Source organism: Mycolicibacterium arcueilense, from assembly GCF_058536225.1.
In genome coordinates this window covers 207931-218991 of sequence record NZ_JBZTYL010000036.1, presented here as the reverse complement: position 1 = coordinate 218991, position 11061 = coordinate 207931, and the positions used below count along the sequence as shown (strand labels likewise).

The 11061-nt window shown below is 63.2% G+C and carries 13 protein-coding genes and 3 tRNA genes; 8 read left to right on the top strand and 8 right to left on the bottom strand.

Features of this window, described 5'->3' with window-relative positions; translation table 11 throughout:
* Nucleotides 1-225: 225 nt before the first annotated feature.
* Nucleotides 226-918 (bottom strand): response regulator transcription factor, encoded by a 693-nt coding sequence (locus tag AC4LGL_RS31625; protein ID WP_491842195.1) that lies wholly within the window; start codon nt 916-918, stop codon nt 226-228.
* 598 nt (nt 919-1516) lie between these two features.
* Between AC4LGL_RS31625 and AC4LGL_RS31620 the strand changes: the two genes are divergently transcribed.
* The gene (locus AC4LGL_RS31620; protein ID WP_491842194.1) at nt 1517-1765 is read left to right on the top strand and encodes a hypothetical protein; all 249 of its coding nucleotides are present in this window, start codon (nt 1517-1519) and stop codon (nt 1763-1765) included.
* A gap of 282 nt (nt 1766-2047) precedes the next feature.
* Nucleotides 2048-3823, top strand: coding sequence for a molybdopterin-dependent oxidoreductase (locus tag AC4LGL_RS31615; protein WP_491842193.1), 1776 nt, complete (start codon nt 2048-2050; stop codon nt 3821-3823).
* A 24-nt stretch (nt 3824-3847) separates the two neighbouring features.
* Here AC4LGL_RS31615 and AC4LGL_RS31610 read toward each other — a convergent pair whose 3' ends face one another.
* The 5 genes from AC4LGL_RS31610 to AC4LGL_RS31590 are packed head-to-tail and all read right to left on the bottom strand — an operon-like array spanning nt 3848 to nt 6795.
* The gene (locus AC4LGL_RS31610) at nt 3848-4192 is read right to left on the bottom strand and encodes an MGMT family protein (RefSeq protein WP_491842192.1); all 345 of its coding nucleotides are present in this window, start codon (nt 4190-4192) and stop codon (nt 3848-3850) included.
* Nucleotides 4189-4734 carry a DUF488 domain-containing protein gene (locus AC4LGL_RS31605; RefSeq protein ID WP_491842191.1) on the bottom strand — a complete coding sequence of 182 codons (546 nt, stop codon included), beginning with the start codon at nt 4732-4734 and terminating at the stop codon, nt 4189-4191. The genes AC4LGL_RS31610 and AC4LGL_RS31605 overlap by 4 nt, the downstream gene beginning before the upstream one ends.
* Nucleotides 4727-4942 carry a hypervirulence associated TUDOR domain-containing protein gene (locus tag AC4LGL_RS31600; RefSeq protein ID WP_491842190.1) on the bottom strand — a complete coding sequence of 72 codons (216 nt, stop codon included), beginning with the start codon at nt 4940-4942 and terminating at the stop codon, nt 4727-4729. Before AC4LGL_RS31600 ends, AC4LGL_RS31605 begins: the two co-directional genes overlap by 8 nt.
* 34 nt (nt 4943-4976) lie before the next feature.
* Nucleotides 4977-6107 (bottom strand): sensor histidine kinase, encoded by a 1131-nt coding sequence (locus tag AC4LGL_RS31595; protein WP_491842189.1) that lies wholly within the window; start codon nt 6105-6107, stop codon nt 4977-4979.
* A complete protein-coding gene (locus tag AC4LGL_RS31590) occupies nt 6100-6795 on the bottom strand; it encodes a response regulator transcription factor (protein WP_491842188.1) in 696 nt (231 codons plus the stop codon). The genes AC4LGL_RS31595 and AC4LGL_RS31590 overlap by 8 nt, the downstream gene beginning before the upstream one ends.
* 88 nt (nt 6796-6883) lie before the next feature.
* Here AC4LGL_RS31590 and AC4LGL_RS31585 point away from each other — a divergent pair, with 88 nt between their 5' ends.
* Entirely contained in the window at nt 6884-7402 is a 519-nt protein-coding gene (locus AC4LGL_RS31585) for a hypothetical protein (protein ID WP_491842187.1), read from the top strand.
* Nucleotides 7403-7432: 30 nt separating this feature from the next.
* Here the strand turns inward: AC4LGL_RS31585 and pyrE are convergent, their stop codons facing one another.
* Nucleotides 7433-7972: an orotate phosphoribosyltransferase gene (pyrE, locus tag AC4LGL_RS31580; protein ID WP_491842186.1), complete on the bottom strand. Its 540-nt coding sequence runs from the start codon at nt 7970-7972 to the stop codon at nt 7433-7435.
* Between the two features lie 296 nt (nt 7973-8268).
* Between pyrE and AC4LGL_RS31575 the strand changes: the two genes are divergently transcribed.
* Nucleotides 8269-8997 carry an alpha/beta fold hydrolase gene (locus tag AC4LGL_RS31575; RefSeq protein ID WP_491842185.1) on the top strand — a complete coding sequence of 243 codons (729 nt, stop codon included), beginning with the start codon at nt 8269-8271 and terminating at the stop codon, nt 8995-8997.
* Here AC4LGL_RS31575 and AC4LGL_RS31570 read toward each other — a convergent pair.
* The gene (locus tag AC4LGL_RS31570; RefSeq protein WP_491842184.1) at nt 8926-9582 is read right to left on the bottom strand and encodes an HAD family hydrolase; all 657 of its coding nucleotides are present in this window, start codon (nt 9580-9582) and stop codon (nt 8926-8928) included. The genes AC4LGL_RS31575 and AC4LGL_RS31570 overlap by 72 nt on opposite strands.
* 641 nt (nt 9583-10223) lie before the next feature.
* Between AC4LGL_RS31570 and AC4LGL_RS31565 the strand changes: the two genes are divergently transcribed.
* The 4 genes from AC4LGL_RS31565 to AC4LGL_RS31550 all read left to right on the top strand — a co-directional run bounded on the left by AC4LGL_RS31565 (nt 10224) and on the right by AC4LGL_RS31550 (nt 11051).
* Nucleotides 10224-10308, top strand: a tRNA-Leu gene (locus AC4LGL_RS31565).
* A 54-nt stretch (nt 10309-10362) separates the two neighbouring features.
* A tRNA-Lys gene (locus AC4LGL_RS31560) sits at nt 10363-10437 on the top strand.
* 8 nt (nt 10438-10445) lie between these two features.
* A tRNA-Gly gene (locus tag AC4LGL_RS31555) sits at nt 10446-10521 on the top strand.
* A 35-nt stretch (nt 10522-10556) separates the two neighbouring features.
* Nucleotides 10557-11051 carry an HNH endonuclease gene (locus tag AC4LGL_RS31550; protein ID WP_491842183.1) on the top strand — a complete coding sequence of 165 codons (495 nt, stop codon included), beginning with the start codon at nt 10557-10559 and terminating at the stop codon, nt 11049-11051.
* The last annotated feature ends 10 nt before the right edge of the window (nt 11052-11061 follow it).

Here is an 11061-nt window from a genome sequence, read left to right as displayed (position 1 = left end):
AGATCAACTGAATCCGGATCCAACAAACCCGACTCTAAGACCGGGTGGACTCAGTAATGGGGACTCGCCAAACCGGCCGAGCATCCCGATTACTCAGCGGCTGATCGGGGTAGGTATACCGCCGTGACATCTGCGCCAATCCTTACCGAGCCCGTGCCGAACGCGTGGTGCGGTACCTATGGCGACGCCGGTTAAGCCGGAAGTTGGCTGGCTGACGCCGGGCGGTCAGCGGCCATGAAGGAAGGCGATGACTGCCTGGACCCGCCGGTGGTCATCTGGAGCCTCGACGATGTCGAGCTTGGTCATGATGCTGTGCACATGTTTTTCGATGGTGCCTTCGGCCAGGTAGAGCCGGCGGGCGATGCCGGCGTTCGAGCGGCCTTCGGCCATCAGTCGCAGCACCTCGTGTTCTCGCGCGCTGAGAGTGGCAAGCGGATCCTGATTTTCGCGTGCCGCGACCAGCGCTTGGGCGACCGCGGGGCCAATGATGCAGGCGCCCTTGGCGATACGCTTGAGGATGTCGACGAAATCCTCGACATCGGCTACCCGGCTGTTGAGCAGGTAGCTGATCCCGCCACCGCCGGACAGTGCATCGATGGCGTGTTGCACTTCGACGTGAGCGCACAGGACCAGCACACCGGCGCGGGGGAATTCGCTGCGGATCAGCCGCGCCGCCTCATATTCGTCTGGGTGATCGGCCGGCACGGGAATGCTGATCACCACGAGTTCAGGCGCAGTCATGCGCACCAGCGGTGGTAATTGGGCGACGCAGCTGGCCTTGGCTACAACGTTGAAACCCCAATGCTGCAGAAGGCATGCGAGCCCTTCGCGAACCAGCACGTCGTCTCCGGCCACGATCACCCGCGCAGCGGTTGCAGGCGTCGTCGAGCAGGACGAGTCATCGGTTGGGACCGTCATCGCACCCCCCTCCACGACAGACCGTGTCCCCAGTTGGTTGAGCTGGGAATACCCGTTTCGAACGATTTTCCTCCTCCCCGCGCCACGGTGTCGCCCACTCGCCGGTTCGCGCGATCACCGCAGGCGTGGCGGCGGACGACTGCCGGGTCACCTGGTGGTGCTCTACCTGCTAGCCGGGTCCGAGTCGGGGGCCAGCACCAGTGATTTCGACGCCCTCGATGGGAACCCTGGATGGCAGAGGCAAAATCGACGAAGGAGCGTGGATTGTGAACACAGTGCCCAAACGATCGATGATGCCGGTTGCCGTGGCGTCGGCAGTCGCAGGTGTTGGTTTGGCAATGGGAATCGCCGTCGCACCAAGTGCTTTGGCAGAACCCGCGTCCAACTGCACGCATGGTGGCGGCTCAGTGGTGTGCGAGAGTCCGGGCAATGCTGAGGTGTACTCAGAGCCGCCCAGTACGAGCCCCGGAATGGGCGTCGGCGCTAACGGTCCCTACGGATCGTGGGGCAACGTACCGCCGCTGCGCTAATACGGCACACGCAACGTCCGAGCCTGGCGGGCGGTGAGACCTTGCTGGCATAGGGAAGGTGGCTCATTATGCGAATAACCGTTCTGTCCGTGCTGGGCGCGGTCAGCGTGGCCGGGTCAGTCATTGTGGCTCCGCTGGCCGGCGCCACGCCGGGCGATGCACCGGCGGCGGTCCAGCACATCCAGCCGGCCCCGCAGACTTGCAACTCCACCAATGCGGGCAGTGTCTGCGTCTCGCCGGGTAACGCGCAGATCAACGACGCTCCGCCGTTCGTCAACAACTTCCCGATGTACGGGTCCTTCCCGTGGATCCTGTAACCGCTTGACCAGCGGCGGCGTCCACGGTGGCGGGGGAACCGTCGTGGACGCCGCCCTCCTGCACCCTTTCATCCAGCCAGGCTTGCCACAGGCAACACTCAGGTCGCAGCACTAGCCTGGCAGAAGCCGTATCAAAACGTATGGAAGCTGGCCGACCGTGCACTCCACGCAGCCGGATCTGCGATCGATTGGCTGGATCTGACGGCGGACGCTTGAGGTCAACCCGGTTGGGAAACCACATGATTGGCCGACATATGTGGTCGCGTGCAGGAGGTCGGGGATATGACAACGAGTAATCGGCTGGCGACGTTGTGGGATCCGCATGAGCCCCGGGCTGTGTTGCGTGACCACATCGATGAGCGTCAGTTCGGCGGCGGCATCCCCCAAGTGCCGGCCCGATTCCCAACGGTCCGACTGGGGCGGCACTGGATCAGCGCCTTGTGGCTGCTGCCGATCGGTGTGACTGTGCTGATACTGGTCGTCGCTGTGGCCCAGGAACTGCGCGAGTACGGCTGGATGCAGGACTTCATCACCCGCTATCCGGGTACCTCGCCGAGCTTTGCATCCGAGGTGACCAGCGGTTTCCCAGCCTGGCTGCGCTGGCAACACTTCTTCAACATCATTTTCATGATGTTCATCCTGCGGTCAGGCTTGCAGATCCTGGCTGACCATCCCCGGCTTTATCTGAACGCAGGCTGCCGTCCCGGCACGGAGTGGCTGCGGATGCGTGGCGAAGTGCCCGCCGACCGCAGGGACAAGAGCGACCCGCCGAAGGTGTGGACCTCCAAGGATGATGCGGTAACACTGCCGAAGTGGTTGGGAATTCCTGGTTTTCGTCACTCAGTCGGGCTGGCCCGGTGGTGGCATCTCAGCTTCGACCTGCTGTGGTTGGTCAACGGGGTGTTGTTCTATGTGCTGTTGTTCAGCACCGGGCAATGGCAGCGGATCGTGCCTCAGTCCTGGGAGGTGTTCCCGAATGCGCTGTCCACCGCGGTGCAGTACGCCTCGCTGGATTTTCCCGACAACCACGGGTTCATCGCCTACAACGGGCTGCAGATGCTGGCCTACTTCATCACGGTGTTTGTCGCCGCACCGCTGGCGTTTCTCACTGGCCTGCTGCAGGCGCCAGCTGTCGCTGCGCGGTTGGGCACCGGACGCGGACCCCTCAACCGACAGGCCGCCCGCACCGTGCACTTCGCCGTGTGGCTGTGGATGGTGACCTTCATTGTGGCCCACGTGACCATGGTGTTCACCACCGGCGCGGTGGAAAACCTCAATCACATGACGCTGGGCACCGACACCGAATCATATTGGGCCCTGGCAATATTCGGTGTGGCCGCTGCGGTGGTGACTACGCTGTGGTTGGCGGCATCACCCGTCACCATCCGGTACCCCAGAGTGGTGCAAAACACCGGCCGCTTCATCGTGGGGTGGGCCAAAGCCTGGATGGAACGAGCCCACCCGCGAGCGTCGTACACCGACAAGGACATCTCGCCCTACCTGTGGGTCAACGGCACCTTGCCCGATTCCGACCACTACCGCTGGCTGCAACAAGGTGGCTGGTCGCAGTACATGCTGCGCATCGAGGGGCTGGTGGAGACTCCGCTGGAGTTGTCGTATTCAGGTTTGTTGGCGCTGCCCAAACACGAACAGATCACCCAGCACTACTGCATTCAGGGCTGGTCCGGGGTGGCCAAATGGGGTGGTGTCGCGATGGCCGACATCCTGGCCATGGTGCACCCGCTGCCGGAGGCCAAATGGGTGGTGTTCTACTCGTTCGCCGAGGGTGCCGAACCCGGTCACGGGCGCTACTACGACTGCCACCGCATCGAGCACATGCGTGAGCCGATGGCCTTATTGGCCTACGAGATGAACGGACAGCCGCTCTGCGAAGCTCACGGTGCCCCGCTGCGGTTGCGCAACGAGCTCGAACTCGGTTTCAAACAGGTCAAATGGATCGAAGCCATCGAATTCGTCGCCGACTTCCGTGACGTCGGCTGGGGGCATGGTGGCTACAACGAGGACCACGAATACTACGGTTACCGCATGCCGATCTAGACGAGTTCACCGACCTCGATACATCTACGACGAGGAAGGATCGTCGCAATCAGCAGCATGGCCCTCAACGCGTGGAAGATTCCACGGATAACGGGCTTGGGTCAGGTCGACGCGTCCGGCCCGGATCGGGACTCCTTCGGATTCGAGCAGCGCAAGAGCGTTGCCACCGCGGCAGGTTGCGGGCGTGCCGTCGGCACGCACGGCGCGCCACCACGGAACATCGTCGGGCACTCTGCTCACTTCGCGTCCCGCTTGCCGTGGCGAGATCCCCAATCGGCGGCCGACGTCGCCGTAGGTCGCGACGTAGCCCGGCTCGATATCGTCCAGGACCGCGCATACCGCCTCATTGAGTTCTTCTCGCCTGGTCATGGCCCTAATCCGGCGGCTGGGTAGGTGACTGTGTCGGCAGGTCCGATGACGGCGCCGGCGCTGAGTTGCGCAGTATCGACATGACCGGGGCTGACGATGTGACGCACGGTCTCGTCGTGGGCGAGTAGGTAGTCGGCGATGATCCGGCGGTGGCACCGCCACCACACCGCCTCGGAGCACATCACGGCGCTCCGTGAGGCGTGTCCCCACCCGCGTAGCTCAGTGAAGGCGCGGCGGAAGTCGTCGGACAGCGCATGATCGGCATAGTTGTGGAAGCTGCGGTTCTTCCACCACCCGTTGACCTCGAAGGGCACTTCGGTACTCAACCCACGACGCCCGGTCAACCCTTGGGCGTACTGGTATCCGATGCCCGCCTCGGCGAGGGAGGCCGAAAGTGCGTCCTGGTCGAACTGCGGATACCGAGTTGAGCCGGGGAGTTTACGGACATCAACCACCAGTTGGACGCCGAGTTCGCGTAGCAGCTCCGCGAACTCGGCGAAGGTTCGCGTGGAGTGTCCGATCGTGAAGATGGGTTCACTCATCGACGAGCCGCAGTGCGCTGCCTTTGTGGGCGGCGATGTGGTCGGTCCTGTCGCTCTTGATTTCGTACTGTGGATCTTCCGGTGAGGCCCGATGAGTGTGGCCCTTGTACTCGAAATCCTGCGTGTGGACCTTGGTCACCGTGCCGGAGACGTGCCCGGCCTCCGAATTCCACATCACGTGGTCACCGACATTGAATGTGTCAGGCATCGCAACTCCCTATGACGCTTGCATCATTCAATCATCACTGCCGGCTGGCGGTCGTCGTCATCGCTGTCTTCGTGGGCAACTGCACCGTCACGCACAGCCCACCGCCGGGGCGCGGAGTGAGCGTGAGGGTTCCCTCGTGGGCTCGGGTGATGCTGTTGACGATCGCAAGACCGAGCCCGACACCGTCGTCGTGGGTACGCACGCGTTCACTACCGCGTTGAAACGGCTCGACAAGCGTGGAAACCATTGGTGCGGTGAGCTTGTCGCCGGTGTTCTCCACTGAAAGCGTCACCGAGGTGGGGTGAACGCTCGTGGTGACCCACACGGTTCCGCGTTCGGGCTGGTTGTGCACGATGGCGTTGTGCACCAGGTTTGTGGCCAGCTGCAGCAGGAGTGTGGCCGAGCCGGTGGTGGGCGCCACGTCGCCGGACGTCTCGACGACGACGCCGTGTCGTTCTGCCAGGGGCAGCAGTGTTTCGGTGGCTTCTTCTGCAATGAGGGACAGGTCGACGTGTTCCCGGACGAAGGACCGTTGATCGGCACGACTGAGTAGGAGCAGTGCCTCGGTTAGGTCGATCGCCCGGGTGTTGACGGCGTGCAGGCGTTCGAGCAGTTCATCGGTGTCACGGTCCTGATCCTTGCGGGCCACATCGAGCAGGGTCTGCGTGATCGCCAAGGGGGTGCGTAGCTCGTGGGAGGCGTTGGCGGCGAACCTCTGCTGTTCGGCGACGTGTGCTTCGAGCCGTTCGAGCATGGTGTCGAAGGCGTCGGCGAGTTCTCGAAGCTCGTCTCGTCTGCCCGACAACCGGATTCGATGTGACAGGGAACCTTTCGAGGCCAAACGGGTGGCGGCAGTGATGCGCGTCAGGGGTGCGAGCATTCGGCCGGCCAGCAGCCACCCGCCGACCAGACCGAACACAAGCAGGAACGCCATCACGACGGCGGCTCTGGGGGCGAAAACGTGCAGGAGCCTGGACCGGATGGGGAACACGTCATTGGGGAATTCGATGTCAGTACTGCCCGGGATGATCATCATCCGGTCTGGCACGTACCGCAGCAGGAAAATCCACACGGCGGCGAGCAGCAGGGCGCCGGCAAGCATCAGAAATCCGGCGTAGCTGAGGGTGAGTTTGAGTCGAAGGCTCAATCCTGGTGCTCTATCCATCGTTTCGTTCCCCCGGTCCGGAGCCTGCTGCGTTCTCGATGCGGTAGCCGACGCCGGGCACTGTCGCGATGATCCAGGGTTCGCCGAGGCGTTTGCGCAGCGCCGACACGGTGATGCGCACGGCATTGGTGAACGGGTCGGCGTTCTCATCCCACGCCCGCTCCAGGAGCTCTTCGGCACTGACGACACCGCCTTCGGCCGCGACGAGAACCTCGAGCACCGCGAACTGTTTCCTGGTGAGGGCGACATATCGGCCGTCGCGGTACACCTCGCGCCGGAACGGATCCAGCCGTAGGCCTGCGATCTCCCACACCGGAGGCCTGCTCTGGGCGCGTCTGCGGTCGAGTGCTCGCAGGCGCAGCACGAGCTCTCGTAGTTCGAACGGCTTGGTCAGATAGTCGTCGGCACCGAGTTCGAAGCCCGAGGCCAAGTCATCGAGCCGGTCTGCAGCAGTCAACATCAGGATCGGTGTGCCGCTGCCCGAGGCGACGATGCGTTGAGCGATCTCGTCGCCCGAGGGGCCGGGGATGTCGCGGTCGAGTACGGCGATGTCGTAGGTGTTGATGCTCAGCAACTCCAGCGCGGTGTCCCCGTCACCGGCGATGTCGGCGGCGATCGCCTCCAGTCGCAGGCCGTCGCGGATGGCCGTCGCCATGTAGGGCTCATCTTCGACGACCAGCACACGCATGCTCTCCACGCTACGAGCTCGCCCATATCGTCGGCATATCGAAAATCGCATACGTGCCGACAACGCCGTCGGGCCTTGACTGGCGGCCATGACAAACAACAACTCAGCACACAACCGACGCCCGCTCGTCACTCTCGCCGTGGCCGCCTTGATCGGCTCGGCTGGTTTGGCCGTCGCCGCCCCTGCCGTCGCCGACCCGGACGGACAGGCAACGAAGTACTCCGAGTGCATGCGGGCCCACGGTGTCGCGGACTTCCCAAACCCCAACGCACAAGGTCAAATTCCCTACGGAGGGATATCCGTGCCGAAGGCTACGTGGGAGTACGCGGTCGGCGCGTGTGCGGATCTGCAGCCCTCGGATTGGTCCGACGCCCAGCGCACGCCCGCGCAGCAAGCTTCGGCACTCAAGTTTGCGCAATGCGTGCGCGACCATGGCGTGCCGGACTTCCCCGACCCGGCCACCGCACGCGATCCGCTCATCGACACCTCGAGGATGCGTGGCGACGTCAGCGCCGGCAGCATTCCCGAGCTGAAGCCCGCGGTCGAGGCGTGCCACGACTTCTTCGCCGCCGCGCTGCCACCTCAGGGAACTGGCCGGCCGGGCTGAGAAAACAAAAGGCTCGGGGTTGACGTCGAGTTAATCTGTTGCGCTTGGTCGGGCGGCGTCGAGGTCGTCCTTGGTCAAGACAGCTCGAACGGTCAGTGCAACGTCGTTCAGGACGGTGCTGGGATCAGCACTTCGGTTGATCGCGCAGATTACGGTCGAGACGCTGCCGTGCTCATTGCGTAGGGCCTGAGCTGCATCGCGCACGGCACCGCCGGTGGTGATCACGTCCTCGATGAGGGTGATCGTTCTTCCGGCGGTGTCGGCGCCTTCGGCGAGCCTGCAGGTGCCGTAGGACTTGGCGGCTTTCCGTACGAATAGTGTTGGTATGCCAGTCAGTTGGCTCAAGACGGTGGCCAAAGGGATACCGCCGAGTTCCAGGCCGCCGAGCAGGTCGGTTTCGGCGGGAATGAGCGGAACCATTGCTTCGCACACGCGTCGTAGCAATTGAGGGTCCGACTCGAACAGGTACTTGTCGAAGTACTCGTGAGAGATCTGGCCTGATCGAAGCTGAAATTGTCCCTGAAGCCGGCAGGCGCGGTTCACATCCACGGCGAGCAGTTCGCGGTCCATATTGTTCATAGTGGCACTAGATCTGTACTGGGGCGGCGCGTGGGCTGTCACGCACGCGAGATCTGGGGTTGGATTCCTCGTACGGAACGGCGTCGTCTGTAACGGTGTCACCGTCGGTGGGAGGGGCTGCATTGTTGGGTAGTGCTGACGCTGGATTCAGGAGCGCACCTGCCCGGCTGCGCTATCTGGACGTGTATGAGGAGCTGCGGGCTGTGAGTCCGCCGGCCGATGCCATGCACGATGTGGCGACGAAGTTCGGCATCGTCCGGGTGTACCAGCACGGCCCGGTCGGTGGAGTGCCGATCGTGCTTCTACACGGCTATTTTCTTACTTCCGCGATGTGGGCGTACCAAGTAGCCAGTTTGGCAAGCGATTTCACCGTCTACACAATCGACATGCCCGGCCAGCCTGGAGCGAGCAGGCAGTCGAAAGCGATGCGCACTTCAGCTGATTGTGCGCGCTGCATTGACGACGTTCTCGGCGGACTCGGTCTGCAGGATGTGCATCTGGTCGGGCACTCATACGGGGGCTGGCTCGCTACACATACAGCTGCACGCTTCCCCCAACGGTTGGCAACGATGACTTTGATCGACCCAGCCAGCACTGTCGCCCGTATCTCGGCAAAGTTCTGGACGAACCTGGTGATCGCGACGTCATGGCCGCGGTCGGCGCGTGCTCAACGCGCCGCGGCGTGGGTGACGGGTGACCCTGAGCCGGGCAGCTTTGTCGACGAGCTGGCAGGGCTGTTTCTCGCGGGATTCGCGGCCTACGCGCCACCCCTGGGAACGCCGGCTCCGCTCTTCGTGAGCGGTCGGGTCCTACGTTCGGTGAGTATTCCGTCGCAAGTTCTCCTGGCAGGCAACACGGTTCACAATTCGTCAAAAGGGCTCCAGCGGATACTCGCGGTGGTGCCTGACTGGGAGTATCAGCTGTGGCCCGGCACCTCGCATGCGCTACCGATCGAGCTTCCTGACGAGGTCAATGCCAGCATCCGCAGGTTTGTGATCGAGCGCCGTACCGCCTGATGTCAACAGCGCGGTCAGCTCCTGCAGCGAGTCGACGCGCAGATCAGCAAGTGCCGTTTCATCTTTGAGAGCGTGCAGATAACCCCAAGGGCCGCGCCGAACGAACACCGTCCGCATACCGGCCGCGCGGGCGGGCAGCATGTCATTATCGAGGCGATCACCCACATACAAGATGGTCGCGGCGGGAACGCACGCTTCGGCGATCAGTCGGACGAAGAATGCGGGATCTGGCTTGGCAACGCCCCATGCAGCAGACGAGGCAACGAAGTCAGCCTCCAGGCCGGCGTCGGCTAGCACTTGTTCGATCTCCGCTGGCTGGTTACCGGCGATACCGACACCCAGACCGGCCCGGCGCACCGCTGCGACACAGTCCAGAGCGTCGGGATACAGATCGCACTGGCCGGAATCCAAGTCTGTCATCGGCCGATCCACACCGATCACATCCCACAGATCGTGATGATCCCTGCCCGTGGCGATCAACGCCCCCACCACGCCGCACAGAGTGAACGGCGTCAGCCCCACCTGCTGTGCCAGGGCGGCCCACATGCGAGTTTCATCGACCAACGTCTCGCCGACGTCGAACACTACGCACCGGATCTGTGCCAACCACCCCGAGCCCACAGACCTAGAGTTTCACACCCGCGTCTCTCCGCTGAAGTTTCGCGATCTTCCCAAGCCGTACCCACCGGGCTGGCGGTTTCGGGCATGAACGTCTCACCCAAAAATCGCTGGGACCTCTCGCGATGCGGTGTTACCGTCACGTCGTGACCACGTTCTGCGACGCCTATGTGCTGCTCGCCGGGATGCGCGACGCATCCACGGCGAGTTTGTCGTGCGTGGGCCTCGAGGGCACCAAAGACATTGACCGGCAGTCGGTCGAGCGCAATGTCCTGTGGCATCGCCGTTGCTTCCGGCCAGCACGTCTGCGGACTTCCACTCGCTCAGTGGGTGCGCGCCCCAGCCGGGAGCATGGGCCTGAAGAACAATCTCACAGATCTCTCAACCTCACCGTTGTCGCTGACAGGAACGTCGCCTGACGTTTCTGTGGTTTGTTGCGCCCAATTATGTTGGGGCGTAGTGAGTTACGGGAAAAAATAGGTTCGACAATTGCAGTTCGGCAGCGCATGCTGATGGCGGCAAGGCGCACGAATGAACGTGTGCAGTACGGCGTGACATCGAAATACATTGTCCCGTTGGATCTTTGAAAACTACAGAATGTGGCATCCGCGCTCGTGGCGGAACTGGAAGACGCGCCCGGCTCAGACCCGGGTGCCCTACACGGGCATGCAGGTTCAACTCCTGCCGAGCGCACTGTCAGGTCGTCGGTGAATCGCGTACCACTCTCCACGACCGGCACTCATGCACGCGCCGTTAGCTGAGTTGGGATAGCGCCAGACTCTTAATCTGGGGACGGGGGATCGAAACCCCCACGGCGCACCAATATTCATGCCGTTGAGGTGTAACAGGTTTGCACGCCAGTCTTCCAAACTGGCAGAGCGGGTTCGAGCCCCGTCAGCGGCTCCACAGAAGAACGAGAATCAGAGAGGAGGCACGCGGTCATGAAGCACTTTCGTCAACCCACAAACCGTCAGCAGGCCGTGACGGTATATAACGCCGACTACCGCGTGCTGACCCACGTGACCTGGCAGGAGGCGGTACGGCTGCTGCTGCGGGGTTCGGTCTACGCGATCGAGCGCCACAGCCCAGCCGTACACATACACAGCCCGTCGACGGTCATCGAGCTGCCGGCCTCGGTCGCGCTACGCGAGTACATCCACGTGCCGTACCGTCCCGGCCATCGGGCAGCGCGTGTCGGGGTTCTGGAACGTGACGGCTACACCTGCGCGTACTGCGGCGGATACGGCGACACGCTGGACCACGTCGTACCTGAGTCGCGTGGTGGCCAGAACACCTGGCTGAATCTCGTCGCCGCGTGCGCACCGTGTAACGGCCGCAAGAGGAATCGCACTCCCGAAGAGGCCGGGATGCGGTTGTTCTGGGAACCGTACGAGCCGCGTGAGCGGGACCGCTACTACGTACCGGCGATGGCCTGACCAGTGAGGC